The organism is Mycolicibacterium duvalii, assembly GCF_010726645.1.
Lineage (GTDB): Bacteria > Actinomycetota > Actinomycetes > Mycobacteriales > Mycobacteriaceae > Mycobacterium > Mycobacterium duvalii.
Genome location: NZ_AP022563.1, coordinates 202338 through 220180 on the forward strand (window position 1 = coordinate 202338; position 17843 = coordinate 220180).

Annotated in this window: 20 protein-coding genes; 10 read left to right on the forward strand and 10 right to left on the reverse strand. The window is 69.7% G+C overall.

Annotated features, from left to right (window positions below):
• Nucleotides 1-87: 87 nt before the first annotated feature.
• Nucleotides 88-750 carry an O-methyltransferase gene (locus G6N31_RS01050; RefSeq protein WP_098003879.1) on the reverse strand — a complete coding sequence of 221 codons (663 nt, stop codon included), beginning with the start codon at nucleotides 748-750 and terminating at the stop codon, nucleotides 88-90.
• A 166-nt stretch (nucleotides 751-916) separates the two neighbouring features.
• Between G6N31_RS01050 and sigE the strand changes: the two genes are divergently transcribed.
• The 4 genes from sigE (at nucleotide 917) to tatB (ending at nucleotide 4174) form a co-directional block, all read left to right on the forward strand.
• Complete coding sequence (sigE, locus tag G6N31_RS01055) at nucleotides 917-1729, forward strand: RNA polymerase sigma factor SigE (protein ID WP_098003878.1); 813 nt, start codon at nucleotides 917-919, stop codon at nucleotides 1727-1729.
• A 51-nt stretch (nucleotides 1730-1780) separates the two neighbouring features.
• On the forward strand, nucleotides 1781-2197 hold the full coding sequence (gene rseA / locus G6N31_RS01060) for an anti-sigma E factor RseA (protein ID WP_163721983.1): 417 nt from the start codon (nucleotides 1781-1783) through the stop codon (nucleotides 2195-2197).
• Nucleotides 2198-2267: 70 nt separating this feature from the next.
• Nucleotides 2268-3755 (forward strand): serine protease HtrA, encoded by a 1488-nt coding sequence (gene htrA / locus G6N31_RS01065; RefSeq protein ID WP_098003877.1) that lies wholly within the window; start codon nucleotides 2268-2270, stop codon nucleotides 3753-3755.
• Between the two features lie 2 nt (nucleotides 3756-3757).
• Nucleotides 3758-4174, forward strand: coding sequence for a Sec-independent protein translocase protein TatB (gene tatB / locus G6N31_RS01070; protein ID WP_098003876.1), 417 nt, complete (start codon nucleotides 3758-3760; stop codon nucleotides 4172-4174).
• A gap of 52 nt (nucleotides 4175-4226) precedes the next feature.
• Here the strand turns inward: tatB and G6N31_RS01075 are convergent, their stop codons facing one another.
• The 4 genes from G6N31_RS01075 to G6N31_RS01090 form a co-directional block, all read right to left on the reverse strand.
• Nucleotides 4227-5354, reverse strand: coding sequence for an Mrp/NBP35 family ATP-binding protein (locus tag G6N31_RS01075; protein ID WP_098003875.1), 1128 nt, complete (start codon nucleotides 5352-5354; stop codon nucleotides 4227-4229).
• Nucleotides 5355-5402: 48 nt separating this feature from the next.
• Nucleotides 5403-6776, reverse strand: coding sequence for a lytic transglycosylase domain-containing protein (locus G6N31_RS01080; RefSeq protein ID WP_098003874.1), 1374 nt, complete (start codon nucleotides 6774-6776; stop codon nucleotides 5403-5405).
• Nucleotides 6777-6861: 85 nt separating this feature from the next.
• Nucleotides 6862-7407 carry a DUF1003 domain-containing protein gene (locus tag G6N31_RS01085; RefSeq protein ID WP_098003873.1) on the reverse strand — a complete coding sequence of 182 codons (546 nt, stop codon included), beginning with the start codon at nucleotides 7405-7407 and terminating at the stop codon, nucleotides 6862-6864.
• Complete coding sequence (locus G6N31_RS01090; RefSeq protein ID WP_098003872.1) at nucleotides 7404-8699, reverse strand: magnesium transporter MgtE N-terminal domain-containing protein; 1296 nt, start codon at nucleotides 8697-8699, stop codon at nucleotides 7404-7406. Before G6N31_RS01090 ends, G6N31_RS01085 begins: the two co-directional genes overlap by 4 nt.
• Before the next feature lie 26 nt (nucleotides 8700-8725).
• On the opposite strand from G6N31_RS01090, the gene G6N31_RS01095 reads away from it, so the two are divergent.
• The gene (locus tag G6N31_RS01095) at nucleotides 8726-9682 is read left to right on the forward strand and encodes an HpcH/HpaI aldolase/citrate lyase family protein (protein WP_098003963.1); all 957 of its coding nucleotides are present in this window, start codon (nucleotides 8726-8728) and stop codon (nucleotides 9680-9682) included.
• A 24-nt stretch (nucleotides 9683-9706) separates the two neighbouring features.
• On the opposite strand, the gene G6N31_RS01100 is transcribed toward G6N31_RS01095, so the two are convergent.
• The gene (locus tag G6N31_RS01100; RefSeq protein ID WP_163721984.1) at nucleotides 9707-10351 is read right to left on the reverse strand and encodes a DUF4190 domain-containing protein; all 645 of its coding nucleotides are present in this window, start codon (nucleotides 10349-10351) and stop codon (nucleotides 9707-9709) included.
• A 126-nt stretch (nucleotides 10352-10477) separates the two neighbouring features.
• On the opposite strand from G6N31_RS01100, the gene G6N31_RS01105 reads away from it, so the two are divergent.
• Nucleotides 10478-11005, forward strand: coding sequence for a YflT domain-containing protein (locus G6N31_RS01105; RefSeq protein ID WP_098006304.1), 528 nt, complete (start codon nucleotides 10478-10480; stop codon nucleotides 11003-11005).
• A 1-nt stretch (nucleotide 11006) separates the two neighbouring features.
• Nucleotides 11007-11600, forward strand: a complete 594-nt coding sequence (locus G6N31_RS01110) for a suppressor of fused domain protein (RefSeq protein ID WP_098006273.1) — start codon at nucleotides 11007-11009, stop codon at nucleotides 11598-11600.
• Between the two features lie 4 nt (nucleotides 11601-11604).
• Here G6N31_RS01110 and corA read toward each other — a convergent pair whose 3' ends face one another.
• Nucleotides 11605-12669, reverse strand: a complete 1065-nt coding sequence (gene corA, locus G6N31_RS01115) for a magnesium/cobalt transporter CorA (protein ID WP_098006275.1) — start codon at nucleotides 12667-12669, stop codon at nucleotides 11605-11607.
• Between the two features lie 115 nt (nucleotides 12670-12784).
• Here corA and G6N31_RS01120 point away from each other — a divergent pair, with 115 nt between their 5' ends.
• A complete protein-coding gene (locus G6N31_RS01120; protein ID WP_234815482.1) occupies nucleotides 12785-13996 on the forward strand; it encodes an NAD(P)-dependent malic enzyme in 1212 nt (403 codons plus the stop codon).
• Nucleotides 13997-14001: 5 nt separating this feature from the next.
• Nucleotides 14002-14859: a glycine betaine ABC transporter substrate-binding protein gene (locus G6N31_RS01125; RefSeq protein WP_420091346.1), complete on the forward strand. Its 858-nt coding sequence runs from the start codon at nucleotides 14002-14004 to the stop codon at nucleotides 14857-14859.
• Nucleotides 14860-14863: 4 nt separating this feature from the next.
• Here G6N31_RS01125 and G6N31_RS01130 read toward each other — a convergent pair whose 3' ends face one another.
• Together G6N31_RS01130 and G6N31_RS01135 are read right to left on the reverse strand one after the other, a co-directional pair.
• Nucleotides 14864-15697 (reverse strand): SDR family NAD(P)-dependent oxidoreductase, encoded by an 834-nt coding sequence (locus tag G6N31_RS01130; RefSeq protein WP_098006283.1) that lies wholly within the window; start codon nucleotides 15695-15697, stop codon nucleotides 14864-14866.
• Between the two features lie 38 nt (nucleotides 15698-15735).
• Nucleotides 15736-16566, reverse strand: coding sequence for an SDR family NAD(P)-dependent oxidoreductase (locus tag G6N31_RS01135; RefSeq protein ID WP_098006285.1), 831 nt, complete (start codon nucleotides 16564-16566; stop codon nucleotides 15736-15738).
• Nucleotides 16567-16689: 123 nt separating this feature from the next.
• On the opposite strand from G6N31_RS01135, the gene G6N31_RS01140 reads away from it, so the two are divergent.
• Nucleotides 16690-17046: a DUF732 domain-containing protein gene (locus G6N31_RS01140; protein WP_098006287.1), complete on the forward strand. Its 357-nt coding sequence runs from the start codon at nucleotides 16690-16692 to the stop codon at nucleotides 17044-17046.
• Nucleotides 17047-17055: 9 nt separating this feature from the next.
• On the opposite strand, the gene G6N31_RS01145 is transcribed toward G6N31_RS01140, so the two are convergent.
• Nucleotides 17056-17817 carry a MerR family transcriptional regulator gene (locus G6N31_RS01145; RefSeq protein WP_098006306.1) on the reverse strand — a complete coding sequence of 254 codons (762 nt, stop codon included), beginning with the start codon at nucleotides 17815-17817 and terminating at the stop codon, nucleotides 17056-17058.
• Between the last annotated feature and the right edge of the window lie 26 nt (nucleotides 17818-17843).

Here is a 17843-nt window from a genome sequence, read left to right on the forward strand (position 1 = left end):
GGTCAAGGCTTCGCGGCGGAACAGCATTCCGGGTCGTGAAAAGTGCCGCGCAGCGACCAGGAATGCTGTTCCGCGGCGAAGAAGGGGTCAGTCGCGGGCGGCGACGAGCAGGCCGTCACCCAGCGGGATCAACACCGGTGTGAGCCGTTCGTCCTCGGCGATCAGGCGGGCGCCCTCGCGGACGGCGGCGACCTCGTCGTCCTTGGCCGACGCGTCGCCCGCGCGGCCGCCCAACGCTGCGCGGTGCACCACGATCGCGCCACCGGGGCGCAGCAGTCGGACCCCCTCGACGACGAACTGTGGTTGGTCGATCGGGTCACCGTCGATGAACACCAGGTCGTAGGATTCGTCGGCCAGTCGCGTCAGCACCTCTTGGGCGCGGCCGCTGATCAGCCGCGTCCGGCCCGGCCCGGCCCCGGCCTCGGTGTAGGCCTGTTTGGCGATGCGCTGGTGCTCGGGCTCCACATCGATGGTGGTGAGCACGCCGTCCTCGCGCATGCCCGACAACAGCCACAAGCCGCTGACACCCGCGCCGGTGCCGACCTCGACCACAGCGCGCGCGCCCGTCAGTTTCGCCAGCACGCACAGCAGTGCGCCCACCGCGGGGGTCACCGCCCCGGCGCCGATGTCGACGGCGCGTTCCCGGGCCGCCGCGACGATCGCGTCCTCGGAGATCGAGTTCTCCGCGTGGGCGACGATCGCCTCGGCCGGAGTCGGCCGCGCGGCTCCGGGCTGGTCGGTGTCGGGCATGCCCGCAGCGTAGAGGCTGGCTGTCGTGGCCGGGTTGCGACACGCCCGCTGTCAGCGGCCGGATTCGACGCCGTTTCCGCTGGTCGAATGTGGGGTACGCCGGGTTCTCAGGAAATGTTCAGTTAGCTCATATGCCTGCCACACGACGACAGGAGACGGTGTTCGCATGACAGACGGCACGGCCCGGGAACCCGGACGGCGCGGGAACAACGTCGCGGACGTCCGTGTTGTCGATGACGTGCGGTCGACACCCGGGGACGTGCCGGGTCTGACGGCGTCCGCCACCACCCCACTCGATGCGGAGGAACCAGCGATCACCACACAGCCCGTGCAGGCCGGCACCATCGCCGCGCCCGTGACCATGGCGCACCTCGAGCAGTACACCGACGGTGACTGGGTCGAGCCGAGCGACGAGCCCACCGGTACGGCGGTGTTCGACGCCACCGGCGACAAGGCCTCGATGCCCAGCTGGGACGAGCTGGTCCGGCAGCACGCCGACCGCGTGTACCGCCTGGCCTACCGGTTGTCCGGCAACCAGCACGACGCCGAGGATCTCACCCAGGAGACGTTCATCCGGGTGTTCCGCTCGGTGCAGAACTACCAGCCGGGCACCTTCGAGGGCTGGCTGCACCGCATCACCACCAACCTGTTCCTCGACATGGTCCGTCGGCGGGCCCGCATCCGCATGGAGGCGTTGCCGGAGGACTACGAGCGGGTCCCGGCCGACGAGCCCAACCCCGAGCAGATCTACCACGACTCCCGGTTGGCGCCCGATCTTCAGGCCGCCCTGGACTCACTGGCACCCGAGTTCCGCGCCGCAGTGGTGTTGTGCGACATCGAGGGCCTGTCCTACGAGGAGATCGGCGCCACGCTGGGCGTGAAGCTGGGGACGGTGCGCAGCCGCATCCACCGGGGCCGGCAGGCGCTGCGCGACTACCTGGCCCGCCATCCGGAGATCGACACGGCCCGCTCGGCCTGAGCGGCTCACCGACCTGAGCCTGTCGCGCTACATTCGAATACGTCCGTCGAGATGGCCGTCGAGAGGAGTCGGGTGGTGTTCGAGCGTGGACACGCGTTCCGGCGCGCCTTCTCCTGGCTGCCCTCGCCGTTCGCCTCGCAGAGCGACTCGCCGGTGGGACCGCGTCAATTCGGCTCGACCGAGCACCTCTCGGTCGAGGCGATCGCGGCCTACGTCGACGGGGAGCTGCGGATGACCGCTCATCTGCGTGCCGCGCAACACCTGTCGATGTGCCCCGAGTGCGCCCTGGAGGTCGACGCCCAACGTCAGGCCCGGGAAGTCCTGCGGGACTCCTGCCCGGTGGCGATGCCGAGCTCACTGCTGGGCCTGTTGTCCCAGATCCCGCACGACATCCCACCGGAGGCCGGACCGGTGGACCCGGCGCAGCTTGCCGACGGCGCGCAGCGCGACCGCCGCAAGCGTCGGTAGGGTGGATGCGGGTCGACCATCGACGTGCGTCGGCGCTTGCTGACGCCCTGAACAGTAGGGTGATGAACGGGTGACCAATCTGGACCAGACCGGTCGGGAACGCCTCGAACCGCGCCCCGTGTCACGTCCGCCCGTGGATCCGGCAGCCACGCGCGCGTTCGGAAGGCCGGACGGCGTACGCGGCTCGTTCCTCGGCGCCGACAAGCATCGCAATCAGGGTGAGTACACCCCCACCGACCAGGCTCCCGACCCCGTACTGGCCGAGGCGTTCGGCCGGCCCGCGCCGGGTGTGGAGTCGCTGCAGCGCCATCCGACCGACGCGGGCGCGATGGACGCCGAGAAGGACGCCGGTGCCGACGACGTCGATGACCCGTGGCGTAATCCCGGCGCCCCGGTGGGACTCGGCACGCCGGCGATGGCGCCCACGGCGCCCACCACAGCCGCTGCTCCTGTCGGGAAACTCGGTGTGCGCGACGTGCTCTTCGGCGGCCGCGTGTCCTACGTGGCGCTGGCCGTGCTCGGCATCGTCGCCCTGGTACTCGGGCTCGCCGGTGGATGGGTGGGCCGCAAGACCGCCGAGGTGACCGAGGCGTTCACCACGTCGAAGGTCACCCTCGAGACCAGTGACAGCGGCCAGCGGCCCGAAGGGCAGCTCGCGAAAGTCGCCGCCGCGGTAGCCGATTCGGTCGTCACCATCGAAGCCAAGAGCGACACCGAAGGTGCACAGGGTTCCGGTGTCGTCGTCGACGAGCGTGGTTACATCGTCACCAACAACCACGTGATCTCCGAGGCCGCCACCAACCCGAGCAAGTTCAAGATGGCCGTGGTGTTCAACGACGGCAAGGAAGTTCCCGCCAACCTGGTCGGCCGCGATCCCAAGACCGACCTGGCGGTGCTCAAGGTCGACAACGTCGACAACCTCACCGTCGCGCGGTTGGGGGACTCGGACAAGCTGATCGTCGGTGAAGAGGTCATCGCCGCCGGCGCTCCGCTCGGGCTGCGCAGCACCGTCACCGCCGGCATCATCAGCGCGCTGAACCGTCCGATCCCGCTGTCCGGCGACGGCACCGACACCGACACGGTGATCGACGGTGTGCAGACCGACGCCTCGATCAACCACGGCAACTCCGGCGGTCCGCTGATCAACATGAACGCCGAGGTGATCGGCATCAACACCGCAGGCAAGTCGCTGTCCGACAGCGCCAGCGGCCTCGGGTTCGCCATCCCGGTCAATGAGGTCAAGCAGGTCGTGGAGACGCTGATCGAGCAGGGCAAGATCGCCCATCCGACTCTGGGTCTGACGGCGCGTTCGGTCAGCAACGACGTGGCCAACGGCGCGCAGATCGCCAACGTCGCCGCCGGCGGGCCTGCCGAGCGGGCTGGGATCCTGGAGAACGACGTGGTGGTCAAGGTCGGTGACCGCGAGGTCGCCGACGCCGATGAATTCGTCGTGGCCGTCCGCCAGCTCAAGATCGGCGAGCCGGCCCCCATCGAGGTGGTCCGTGACGGCCGGCGGGTGACGCTCACCGTGACCCCGAACCCCGACAACAGCACCTAGTCGTGTTCGCCAACGTCGGCTGGGGCGAGATGCTGCTCCTGGTGGTCGCCGGGCTGGTCATCCTCGGTCCCGAGCGGCTGCCCGGGGCGATCCGCTGGACTGCGAATGCGCTCCGGCAGGCCCGCGATTACATCACCGGGGCGACCAGCCAGCTGCGGCAGGACCTCGGCCCCGAGTTCGAGGACCTGCGGGAGCCGCTGTCGGAGCTGCAGAAGTTGCGCGGGATGACGCCGCGCGCCGCGCTGACCAAGCACCTGCTCGACGGCGACGACTCGATCTTCACCGGCCGGTTCGACACGCCCCAAACGCCTCAGAAGCCACAGTCCGGACCCGGTCCGACGCCGGCGCCCCCCGTGACGTCAGCATCGGCGCCGCCCGCTCCGAGTGGGCCTGTACCGTTCGACACCGACGCCACCTAGTCACGACGCGGCCGGGTGGCCGCCGCGTGGTGCGGCCCCGTGCCGGACGGGCTCAGCGACCGGCGGGGTCGAGCCCCAGCGACATCCCGGCCAGGCCACGCTTGCGGCCGGCCAGTGCGTCGGCGATCTTGCGCAACTCGGCGCCTGCAAGCGAATCCGGGGCGCTGAGCACCAGCGGCACCCCGGAGTCGCCGGCGGAGACCAGGTCGGGATCCAGCGGCACCTGACCCAGCAGCGGCACGTCGGCGCCGACCGCGCGGGACAGGTTCTCGGAGACCTTGCGGCCCCCGCCCTCGCCGAACATCTTCAGCACCGGACCGTCGACCATGTTCTCGACCACGCCCGCGATGCGCTGGCGGGTCTGGAGCGCGATGGCGCCGGCGCGCTCGGCGACCTCGGCGGCGGCCATCTGGGGTGTGGTGACGACGAGGATCTCCGCACCCGGAATCAACTGCGCCACCGAGATCGCGATGTCGCCGGTGCCCGGCGGCAAGTCCAGCAGCAGCACATCCAGATCACCCCAGTACACGTCGGCGAGGAACTGCTGCAGCGCCCGGTGCAGCATCGGGCCGCGCCACACCACCGGGGTGTTGCCCTGGGTGAACATCGCGATCGAGATCACCCGGACGTCGTGGGCCACCGGCGGCACGATCATCGAATCGACCTGGACCGGGCGGTCTTCGGTGCCCATCATGCGCGGCACGGAATGTCCGTAGATGTCGGCGTCGACCACGCCAACGGACAGGCCGCGCGCCGCCATCGCGGCGGCCAGGTTGACCGTGATGCTGGACTTGCCGACCCCGCCCTTGCCGCTGGCGACCGCGTACACCCGGGTCAGCGATCCGGGCTGGGCGAAGGGGATGACGGGCTCGCGGGAGTCGCCGCGCAGCTGGCGACGCAACTCGGCGCGCTGTTCGTCGTTCATCACGTCGAGACTGACCTTGACCGAACCGGTACCCGGTACGTCGCTGACGGCACGGCTGACCTGGTCGGAGATCTCGGTCTTCTTCGGGCACGCCGCGGTGGTCAAGTAGATCTCGACGTGCACGGAGCCGTCGGGCCCGGCGGTGACGTTCTTGACCATGCCGATCTCGGTGATCGGCCGCCGCAGTTCGGGGTCGATCACCTTGCTCAGCGCGGCGCGGACCGCCGATTCCAGGTCACTCGGGGTTGCAGACATCACCGGCGAGTCTAGGCCTCATGACCGCGGTGAATCGAATGCGGGCGCTCAGCCCATCGGGCCGGGAGCAGGTCCCAGCGCGGGCGGCATCCCCGCCGGCGGTGCCGCGGGCTGCGGACCGGGTGCGGGCCCCGGCGCCGGCGGGCCCGCGGGCACCCCGGGCACCGGCGCGATGGCGGGTACCGGTCCGAGGGCGGGCGCCGGTCCGAGGGCAGGCGCGGGCGTCGCGGCCGGAGCCGGCATGTCCTTGATGCAGAACACGGCGCATTCAGGCTGGGCGGGGGTCTGCACCCACGGCGGCACCCAGGCGGGCGGCGTCGGCGCGACGGGCGGCGTGGCCTGCGGCGCGGGTGCCGGTCCGGGCAGCGGACCCAGCGACTGACCCGGTACGAAGCCGGGCACGTTGGTGCTGATCTGGCTGGCCGCGTCGGTGCGGGTCATCAGCGGGATGAGCGAGAGCGGATCGTCGGCGGGCAGGCCGGTGGCGTTACGGGGCAGCCCCGGCCCGAGGCCCTCCTGGCGGCTCAGGTGACCGGCGACCATTGTCGCGGTGTCGAGTTCGAGTTCGGGCACGCTGCCGGTGATCGGCGGCAGGTCGACGGGCACGACGCCGGTGGCGTACGCCGCCGCCCAGGCCAGCACGTTGCGGGTGTAGGCCATCGAGTTGTTGTAGCGCAGGATCGCCGCGATGACGTCGGACTGGTTGCGCAGGTTGACGTTTCCGCTGCACAGATAGCGGGCGGCGGCCAGCGACGCGTCGAAGACGTTCTGCACGTCGGCCTTGCCGTCGCCGTCACCGTCGGAGGCGTAGCGCGACCACGTGCCCGGCAGGAACTGCATCGGGCCCATCGCCCGCGCGTAGGTGACCCGGTCGGCGGTACGGCTCTGCACGATGATCTCGTTGCCGGGCAGCGAGCCGTCCAACGCCGGTCCGTAGATCGGCCGCACCGCGGTGCCGCGGGCGTCGGTGGCTCCGCCGTAGGCGTGCATCGACTCGATGCGGCCGATACCGGCCAGCAGGTTCCAGCTGACGCCGCAGTTCGGGTACGCGGTGGCCATCATCGCTTCGGCGTTGCGGTAGGCGGCCAGGGCGGTCGACGGGATGCGCAGGGTGCCGGGTGCGTTGACGACCGCCGCCGGCGGCGGCGCCGTCGCGCTGGACGCCGCGACACGCATCGGGGCGGGCGGCTTGGCGACGGCCACGACGGCGGGGCCGGAGAGGTCTTTCTTGGGCTGCGCGACCGCGGCCAGCGGGAGTACCCCCGCGTCGCGGGCCGCGACGGTGGTCGGAGCGGATGCGCCGACGGCGCCGGCCAGCAGCAGCGGAGTCAGGACCGCGGCGACGCCGACGGCCGGGTTCCGCACTATTCGCCCAGCTCGACTCCTCGCTGCTCCGAGGGTCGATCCCGCCCGTATGTGCACTCAACCGTCCTAGCCGTCGTCGCTTGTGAACCCCGTCACCATACCTATTCGGCATCAGCTGTGTAACAGCAATCGCCGCACGGTCTCAGTCAGTTTTTCGGGTCCGGCGGTCGCCGGGGTCCGGTTTGCTCGTCCCGTCGTCGCCTGTGCCGTCGACGGGACGCAGTTCGGCCAGCAGGTCGCGGATCTCGTCGAGTTCACGCCGGAGGTAGTCGCGGGTGGCGACTTCGCCGACGGCCAGGCGCAGGGCCGCCAGTTCGCGGGCCAGATACTCGGTGTCGGCCTTGGTCTGCTGGGCGCGCCGGCGGTCCTCCTCGAGGGCGACGCGGTCGCGGTTCTCCTGCCGGTTCTGGGCCAGCAGGATCAAGGGTGCCGCGTAGGCGGCCTGCGTCGAGAACGCGAGGTTGAGCAGGATGAACGGGTAGGGGTCCCACTGCCAGGCGAACGCGCCGATGTTGAGCAGGATCCACACGATGACCACGACGGTCTGGCCGGCCAGGTAGCGGCCGGTGCCCAGGAAGCGGGCGATGGCCTCGCTGACGCGGCCGACCGCTTCCACGTTCAGCCGGGGGGTCAGGTACCGCGAGGTCCTCGGGGTGTCGAGGCGGCGCCGGGCCGAGGCGTCACTCATGGGGTTCCCTGGCCGGTGACGATGACCGTTTCCGCCTCGCGTTCGCGCCAGTCGTCGGGCAGCAGGTGGTCGAGGACGTCGTCGACCGACACCGCGCCCAGCAGATGGTTCTCCTCGTCGACGACGGGACCGCACACCAGGTTGTAGGCGGCGAAGTAGCGGGCGAGCGCGCCGAGCGAGTCCTGGGGGCGCAGGCTGGGCAGGTCGGTGTCGAGGATGCCGCTGACCAGTTCGGCCGGGGGCTCGCGCAGCAGTCGCTGCAGGTGTACGCATCCCAGGTAGCGGCCGGTCGGGGTCGCGGTGGGGGGGCGTGCCACGAACACCAGGGACGCCACCGCCGGGCTGAGGTCGGGGTCGCGCACCCGCGCGAGGGCTTCGGCCACGGTGTTGTCTGGTGCCAGCACCACCGGCTCGGAGGTCATCAGCCCGCCCGCGGTGTTGGGGGAGTGGGCGAGCAGGCGCCGCACATCCTCGGAGTCCTCCGGATCCATCCGGCGCAGCCACTGCTCCGCGTCGGCGGGTGTCATGGTGCCCAGCAGGTCGGCGGCGTCGTCGGGATCCATCGCCTCGAGCACCTCGGCGGCGCGCTGCGTCGACAGTTGCCGCAGCACGGTGATGCTGTCCTCTTCGGGCAGTTCCTGCAAGACGTCGGCCAGGCGTTCGTCGTCGAGAGCGTTGACCACCTCGTAGCGCCGTTTGGCGGGCAACTCGCGGATCGCGTCGGCCACCTCGATGGGCCGTTGCCCCTCGAACTGCTCGAGCAACTGGGCGACCCCCTGGTCGGGCATCGCCAGCCCGGACGGGGTCAAGCCCTGGACATGGTTCCATTCGACGGTGTAGACGTTGCTGCGCCGGCCCAGTCGGCGCTGCTGGCGGACCGCGACCTTGGTGACCATCCAGTCCCGGGTCCGGGTCTGCTCGATGGCCAGATCCACCACGATGACGTCGACTCCGGCCAGCTGCTCCAGATCGGGGTCGTCCACCCGCACCCGGGTCTCGAGCACCTGCCCGAGCACCAGCACCTCGCCGGGTCGCTGCGAGAAGCGGCGCAGCGAGACGTTGCCGGTCGACAGGGTCACCGCGCCGGGTTCGATCGCCGTGACCCGCAGGATGGGAACGAAAATTCTTCTCCGGCTGAGCAATTCGATGACCAGCCCGAGCACCCGGGGCTGTTGGCGGATGACACTGATCCCGATGACGACATCGCGCACCCGGCCGATGGACTCCCCGTCAGGGCCCAGCACCACCATGCCCGCGAGGCGGGCTGCATAGACCCTGTTGACCGACGCCATGGTTGTAAAGGGTAGAGAGTATGGACGTGGATAACCGGTATCGACCCCGTCGGACGTGCCTGTCCGTGCCGGGTAGCAGCATGAAGATGATCCAGAAGGCCAAGGACCTGGCCGCCGACCAGGTGTTTCTCGACCTCGAGGACGCCGTGGCGCCGGACGCGAAAAGCCAAGCGCGCGTTGCCGTTGCGGGTGCGCTGGCCGAGCCTGGCTGGGCGGGGCAGCTGCGCGGTGTGCGGGTCAACGACTGGACCACGCCGTGGACCCACGCCGACGTGATCGACGTGGTGGCACGCGCGGGCGCCCACCTCGACGTGGTGATTCTGCCCAAGGTCACCGACGTCTCCCACGTGCAGGCGCTGGATCTGTTGCTGACCCAACTGGAAGCCACCCACGGTCTGCCGGCCGGCCGGATCGGGATCGAGGCACAGATCGAGGACGCCCGGGGCCTGACCGCCGTCGACGCGATCGCGGCCGGCCCGCGGGTGCAGGCGCTGGTGTTGGGGCCGGGGGATCTGGCGGCCAGCCTGAACATGCGCACGTTGGAGGTGGGCGAGCAGCCTGAGGGGTATGACCTCGGCGACGCCTACCACCACGTGTGGATGCGCATCTTGATCGCCGCTCGGGCCAACGGCATCGCCGCGATCGACGGGCCCTACGTCAAAGTGCGCGATGTCGACGGGTTCCGGCGCGTGGCCGGACGGTCGGCTGCGCTGGGCTATGACGGCAAATGGGTGCTGCATCCCGACCAGATCGCCGCGGGCAACGAGATATTCAGCCCGCGCCAAGAGGCCTACGACCGCGCCGAGCTCATCCTGGAAGCCTATGAGTGGCACACCTCGCGCGCGGGCGGCGCGCGTGGTGCCGCGATGCTCGGCGACGAGATGATCGACGAGGCCAGCCGCAAGATGGCGCTGGTGGTCGCCTCCAAAGGCCGCGCCGCCGGAATGCAGCGCACTGGCGAGCGGTTCACACCGCCCGAGTAGACCCCGCCGGCCCGATCGGGGCGGTCAGCCCCCGGCGGCCAGCATCGACAGGCTCACCACCACCGACAACACCAGCGTCACCGCGCCGACGGCGATCCCGGCGACGGCGATGCCGTGCCCGGCCTGCCGGGTCTGCTTGATCTGGTTGAGCGCGACGATTCCCAGCACGATGCCGATGATCGAGCCGATGCCGCAGCACACACCGACGATCGACGCCACCAGCGACCCGATCGCCAGCGGATTCGTGCCTTCCGGTGGCGGCGGACCGTAGCTCCAGTCCGTACCCGAATAGCCCATCGAGGGCGGATAGCCGCCGGGGGCGCTGCCGTAGGGCGGTGGCGGTGGATAGGACCCGCCGGCGTATCCGCCGGCATCGGGGTAGGTCGGGGGTCCCTGGTCGCCGTAGGGCGGCGGATATGCCGGGGGCGGCGGGTACGCCGGGGGCGGGAACTCCCCGGAACCTCCGTACCCGCCCGGCGGTGGGTATCCCGGGGTTGCGAATCCACCGTCGGCCGGGGGTGCACCGTAGGCCGGTGGGGGCGGGTAGTCCGGCGTGGCCGCGGACTGCTCGATCGACGGCGCTTCGTAGCCCGCCGGTGGCGGTTCGGACCCGCCGGCGGACGATTCGGAAGCGTCGTTTCGGCGTGCGTCGTCGTCCGGACTTGTCATGCTGATCAACCTAGCGTAGGTACCGGGGGCGCGAGGCGGGCCCGATTGCGGGCACCATGTCGGTGTCGGGGTCGTTGGAAAAGCAGTGCAATCGATGCAGGACGCGTACGTGAAGGAGTGCCGATCATGACCAGCCCGTTCCAGCCAGGGCAGAACCGCGGCGCAGCGCCGGGCGTCCCAGGGTCCGGACAGGGCCGTGCGCCGGGTCTGCCGACTCCACCGAAGGGATGGCCCATCGGGTCGTACCCGACCTACGCCGAGGCGCAGCGCGCGGTGGATTACCTGTCCGATCAGCAGTTCCCGGTGCAGCAGGTCACCATCGTCGGTGTCGATCTGATGCAGGTCGAGCGGGTGACCGGCCGGTTGAGCTGGCCCAAGGTGCTCGGCGGGGGCGTGTTGACCGGTGCGTGGCTGGGCCTGTTCATCGGTCTGATCCTCGGCTTCTTCAGCCCGAGCCCGTGGAGCGCGCTGGCCACCGGGCTGATCGCGGGCGTCTTCTTCGGTCTGATCACCTCGGCGGTCCCCTACGCGATGGCCAAGGGCACCCGGGATTTCAGCTCGACGTTGCAGCTGGTGGCCGGCCGCTACGACGTGCTGTGCGACCCGCAGAACGCCGAGCGTGGCCGCGATCTGTTGGCACGGCTGCACATCTGACGTGACCGCAGACATCCTGGAGGCGGTCCGCGCTCACCTGGGGGCGCATTTCGCCGTGGGCGATGACACTGCGCCCGATGAAGCCAGCGTCACCTTCCTGGGGGCCGAGCGGATGGCCATCCTGCGCTTCGCCGACCCCGGTTCGACTGTGGCGCATTATGTCTCGCTCGGATGCAGCCGTCATCCGATGGTGGATCCGGGCGAGTTCGTCACCGACCCGGTCCGTGGACCGCGGGCCGAGATCGTCGTCACGCTGCGCGGCCCGTCGCCGCTGGGATTGGCGCGGTCCGTCGCGATCGTCGCGGCCGCGCCGGCGGTGGAGGGGCTGGTTCTCGAGCCGGACGCGCTGATCGACCTGGAGACCCCGGTCTGGCAGGATGCGCCGTTCACCGCTTTCCTGTTGGGGCGCAGCGATATCGACGATGTCGCGCTGCCCGATCCGCTGTCACCGGTGGCAGTGCTCGCCGCGGTCCCGATCACCCCGACCGAGGCGGCGTGGGTGCGGCTCAAGGGTGCCGACGCGATGCGGGAGGCGTGGGAGCAGGACGGGGTGGACGTGGCAGATCCCCACCGTAGAGCGGCGAGTCCGGCCTGACCCGTCACAACCAGTCGTTGCGCCGGAACGTGCGGTACAGCGACACGCAGACCAGCACCATCAGCACCAGCACGGCGGGGTAGCCCCACGCCCATTCCAGCTCGGGCATGTGCTCGAAGTTCATCCCGTAGATTCCCGCCATCGCGGTCGGCACCGCGGCGATGGCCACCCAGGCCGAGATCTTGCGCATGTCCAGGTTCTGCTGCAGCGCGACCTTGCCGAGCGCGGCCTGCACCAGAGAGCTGAGCAGATCGTCGTAGCCGGCGATGCGGTCGGCGGCCTTGATGGTGTGGTCGAGCACGTCGCCCATGTAGCGGCGGATCTCCACGTTGATCAGGTCGGCGTGCTCGGCGCCGATGCGCTGCAGGTCGGTGGCCAGCGGGCCGACGGCCCGGCGCATCTCGAGGACCTCCCGCTTGAGCAGGTAGATGCTCTCGATGTTGGTCTGCGAACGCGGCGAGAAGATGTTCTCCTCCATCACGTCGATGTCACCCTCGATGAGCTCGGTGACGTCGAGGTAGCTGTCGACGACGCTGTCGGCGATCGCGTGCATGACGGAGTAGGGGCCGAGCTCCAGTGTGGACGGGGATGCCTCGAGGCGTTTGCGCACCCCGGCCAGGCCGCTGTGGTCCCCGTGGCGCACGGTGACGACGAAGTCGGGTCCGACGAAGATCATGATCTCGCCGGTCTCGACGATCTCGCGCGCCTTGGCCATGGATTCGTGCTCGACGTAGGTCACCGTCTTGAGCACCAGGAACAACGTGTCGTCGTAGCGTTCGAGTTTGGGGCGCTGGTGGGCGTGCACCGCATCCTCGACGGCGAGCCGATGCAGCGAGTACACCTCGGCGACGGCCTGCATCTGCTGTTCGTCGGGTTCGTGCAAGCCGATCCACACGAAGGCGTCGCGGCCGGCGGCCTCGATCTCGCGGACCTTGTCCAGCGCGTCGCGGTGGGTGTAGCGGCCCGGTATCCGGGCGCCGTCGCTGTAGACGCCGCAGTCCACCACCGCGTCGGTCACGCCGACGTCGGAGGCGCGGTGCTCGCGCGATCGGGTCCGAAACGACGGCATCGATTCTCCCTCCCGCCCGGATATACCGGGATGCTACGCGTCTCACCTCGCCGTACCGGCTCACGGCGGGGGAACCGAGCGTTGTGAGAAATCCCTGTGGACTACCCTGACGGCCGTGGTTGAAGAAGCAGCTGTGTCCTCGCCCGAGTCGTCCTCGTCGACGCGGACCCCGCAGGTTGTCGTCGAGGACAGCGAGATCTTCGACTCGCACGAGGGTGGCAAGCTCTCGGTCGAGCTGAAGTATCCGCTGGACACCCAGCGTGCGCTGTCGATCGCGTACACCCCGGGGGTCGCGCAGGTCAGCCGGGCCATCGCCACCGATCGCACGCTGGCGGCCAAGTACACGTGGGCGCACCGACTGGTGGCCGTGGTCAGCGACGGCAGTGCCGTGCTTGGTCTCGGCGACATCGGGGCCGCCGCGTCACTGCCGGTGATGGAGGGCAAGAGCGCGCTGTTCAAAGCCTTCGCCGGGCTGGATTCCATCCCGATCGTGCTGGACACCAAGGACCCCGACGAGATCGTCGAGACGTTGATCCGGCTGCGCCCGACGTTCGGTGCGGTCAACCTGGAGGACATCTCCGCGCCGCGCTGCTTCGAGATCGAGCGCCGCGTCATCGAAGCTCTGGACTGCCCGGTCATGCACGACGACCAGCACGGCACCGCCATCGTGGTGCTCGCCGCGCTGACCGGCGCGTGCACGGTGCTCGACCGCGACATGAGCGCGCTTCGGGTGGTGGTCTCGGGCGCCGGCGCGGCCGGTGTGGCCTGCACCAACATCCTGCTGGCCAAGGGCATCAAGGACATCACCGTCCTCGACTCCAAGGGCATCATCGGCGCCGACCGCACCGACCTCAACCCGTTCAAGGCCGAATTGGCCGAGCGCACCAACCCGAGTGGGCGCACCGGCGGTCTGGCCGAGGCGCTCGACGGCGCCGACATGTTCCTCGGCCTGTCGGCCGGAGTGGTGCCCGAGGAACTCATCGCGACGATGGCGCCCAACGGCATCGTGTTCGCGCTGTCGAATCCCGACCCCGAGATCCACCCCGATGCTGCGCGCAAGCACGCCGCGGTGGTGGCCACGGGTCGCAGCGACTTCCCGAACCAGATCAACAACGTCCTGGCCTTCCCCGGCGTGTTCCGGGGTGCGCTCGACGCGCATGCCCGCCGCATCACCGAGAAGATGAAGGTGGCTGCCGCGGAAGCGATTTTCTCCGTCGTCGGCGATGATCTGGCCGTCGACCACATCGTGCCCTCCGCGCTGGACCCAAGGGTGGGTCCCGCGGTCGCGGCGGCGGTGGCCGCAGCAGCGCAGGAACCGGTCGGCTGACCCGCATCGCGGGGCGGCGACGAGCGTGGCGGTGGATCGCCGCGCTGATCGCGACGGTTGCGCTGGCTGGATGCGGCGGAGCGCCGCCCCCGCCCTCGATCCCGGTGGCCGCCACGGCGGATTCCGAAGCGCAGCTCGTGGCACACCTGTATGTCGCGGCGTTGCGCTATTACGGCCACCCCGCACACGTGCAGACCGCCGATGATCCGTTGAAGCAGTTGGATTCCGGGGAGGCGACGGTGGCACCGGGTTTCACCGGCGAACTGCTGGAACGGTTCGATCCCACCGCGACGGTGCGCGCCGCCGCCCAGGTGTACCGAAAGTTGTTGTCGACGCTGCCCGAAGGCATTGCCGCGGGCGACTACACCACCGCCGCGGAGGACAAGCCGGCGATCGCGGTCACCGAGCAGACTGCCGACGCCTGGGCCGGGCGTGATCTCCGGACGTTCGCGCGCCGCTGCGCGGAGGTGACCGTCGGCGCCGTCTCCGATGTGCGCACGCCGGCGCGGGTCGGTACCTGCAGGGTGCCCGGGGGGCCGCGTTTCGGCGAGGCCTCAGCGCTGTTCGCCGCACTGGAGTCCGCGCAGGTGCAGGCCGCGTGGACCACGACGGCGGCTCCGGGGGTCCCGTCGGACGTGGTGGTGCTCGCCGACGATCACTCGCTGATCCGGGCCGAGAACCTGGTGCCGCTGTACCGGCGCAACGAGTTGAGCGAGACCCAGGTGCTCGCGCTCAACGAGATCGCCGGCGTGCTGGACACCGGGTCGCTGGCCGACATGCGGCGGCAGGTCGCCGAGGGCACCGATCCCGGCCTGGTGGCCGACGGATGGCTGCAGGCCCATCCGCTCGGGGTGGGCAGCTAGCGCGTCACCGCCGCGGACGGTGGTTGGCGCGGGCCAGGATCTTGGGCAGCATGCGCTGGATGCCCGATCCGGTGATCCGGGTGACGGCTTCGAACGCCCGCGCGTCGTTGCCGATCAGCACGCGCCGCTTGTTGCGGCGCACGCCCTCGAGGATGACGCGCGCGGCCTCGTCCGGGGTGGTCCTGGCCATCTGCGTGTCGAACTCGTGGGCGAGTTCCTTCGGGTCCAGTCCCTCGGCGGCGGTGGCGTTGCGGGCGATGGCGGTCTTGATGCCGCCGGGGTGCACACAGGTCACCTTGACCGGGTGACCGGTCAACGCCATCTCCTGGGCGAGCGCCTCGGTGAACCCGCGGACCGCGAACTTCGCGGCGCAGTACGGCGCCTGGCCCGGCATGCCGAGCAACCCGAACACACTGGAGATGTTGACGATGTGGCCGTCCCCGGACGCGATCAGGTGCGGCAGGAAGATCTTGGAGCCGTTGACCACGCCCCAGTAGTCGACGTCGAAGACCCGCTCGAGATCTTTGAACTCGGTGACCTCGATGTCACCGGTGTAGGCGATGCCGGCGTTGTTGTAGATCTGGTTGACCTTGCCGAAGTGCTTGACGACCTCGTCGGCGTAGGCCTCGAACGCCGCGCGTTCGGTCACGTCCAGCCGGTCGGATTTGACGTTGACGCCAAGGGCTTTGAGCTGAGCCTCGGTGGCAGCGAGCCCCTCGGTGTCGACGTCGCAGATCGCCACCGACGCGCCCGCGCGGCCGAGTGCGACGGCCAGCGCCGCCCCGATCCCCGAACCGGCGCCCGTCACGACGGCCACTTTGCCGGCGAAGCCTTCCATAGTCACTCCTGGTCAGTCGTTCGTTCTGGTGGGTGGCGTCAGTGCACCGGGGGCAGGAACCGCGAGATCGCACTGGAGAACAGCGTCTGGTACCTCGCGCCCGACAGCCGGACGAGGAAGTCGAGCACCTTGGCGTCCGGGCCGACGAGCACGCGGGCCTTCTTCTTGCGGACCCCGTCGAGGATCTCCTTGGCGGCCTTCTCCGGCGTCGTCATCGTCAGCCGCTTGTCGAAGAACGTGGTCAGATTCTCCCGGTCGACGCCGTCGGCGGCGGTCGAGTTGCGCATGATGGCGGTCTTGATGCCGCCGGGGTGCACGCTGGTCACCGCGACGGGCTGGCCGCTGATCGCCATCTCCTGATAGAGCGACTCGGTGAAGCCGCGCACCGCGAACTTCGCCGAGTTGTACGCGGCCTGGCCCGGCACCGAGAAGATGCCGAACAGACTCGACACGTTGATCACGTGGCCGTCGCCGGACGCGATGAGGTGGGGCAGGAACGCCTTGGTGCCGTTGACCACGCCCCAGAAGTCGACGTCGATGACGCGTTCGATGTCCTTGAACGGGGTCACCTCGACATCGCCCACGTAGGCGATGCCGGCGTTGTTGTAGATCTGGTTGACCTTGCCGAAGTGCTCGGCCACCGCGTCGGCGTACACCTCGAACGCCTCACGCTCGGTCACGTTGAGCCGGTCGGTCTTGACCTGCGCCCCGATGGCCTTGAGCCGGTCCTCGGTCGCGGCCAGCCCTTCGGCGTCGATGTCGCTGATCGCCACGTGGGCGCCCGAGCGGCCCAGCTCTATCGCCAGCGCCTGACCGATGCCTGAACCGGCCCCGGTCACGACGGCCACCTTTCCGGCGAAGCCCTGCATATCCACTCCTTGCTCACGGTCGACTCGTGTCGAGGTTAGTCGTTACCTGCGGTCCCGCGTAAATCAGGGCGGCGCGTTGGCCGCCGGCGTAATGCACGGAGGGCCGCGGACGACAGACACAGCATGAACCTGACGTACTTGGCGGTGGTGGGACTGGTCGCCTCGGCGATGACGGCCGGCGCCGTGCTCACCGCGGCACCTGCGCAGGCCGACACCGGAGCCGACGTGTTCCTGGCCGCGCTGCGCGACTCCGGCATCGACATCGTCGATGACGCCGCCGCGGTGCGGGTGGGCCAGTCGGTGTGCCCCCTGCTGGTCGAGCCCGGCCAGAACGCCGCCAACGTCGCCGCCGAGGTGGCCGACGCGCTGGGCCGACCGCTCGGGCCGGCCACGATCTTCACCGGCCTGGCCATCCAGATCTTCTGCCCCCGCGCGGTTACCGCGTTGACCGACGGCCGCCCTTTCTCGTTCTTCGGCTGATCGCCGACGTCACCGATCGGCCCGATCGGCGTTGGCGTGGATCGCCGCGCGGCAGTAGGCGGCCAAACCCGGCAGCCCGAATGACTCGTCGTAGGTGGCGACGTACCTCGGGTCGCTGACGTACATGTCACCCAGATTGCGGTGGAAAGCCGGCGGACAATCGTAAAACCAGCGGTTCACGTGCAGGCGGTGCTGCTCTGCGGCGTTCATCGCCTCGTCCGAGTCGGCCGGCAGCCCTGCGCGGAACGCATCGGAGAGGGCCTTCTCCACGGCTTCGCCCTCGGCCTTGATGCGGACCCACTCGTCCTTGCCGTACGTCTTCGCCCGGCGCTGCGACTCCTTCCACTCGTCGGTCTCGCCGAACTTCTGCTCGGCCTCCGCCTGGTAGTCGTCGAAGTCGTCGCCGAACAGTTCGCGCATGTCGTCGTCGGTCATGGGGGTGTTCGCCATGATTTTCTCCAATGCCTGATCGATTGCCTCGACGAGACCAGTGAGCTCGTCGATCCGGGACATGACGCGTTCACGCTGGCGCATCAGGTGGCTGACCTCGTCGCCTTCGTCGAGCAGGCGCGCGATCTCGTCGAGAGACAGCTCGAGTCGGCGGTACACGATGACCTGAGACAACCGCGTCAGATCGGCCGACGTGTACACCCGGTACCCCGAAGCGGCCCGCCGGCTCGGGGTCAGCAACCCGATGGCGTCGTAGTGGTGCAACGTGCGGACCGTGATGCCGAATCGCTGCGCGACTTCGCCCACGGTGAGTTCGTCCACCCACATCTCCTGCGTCACGTCGACCA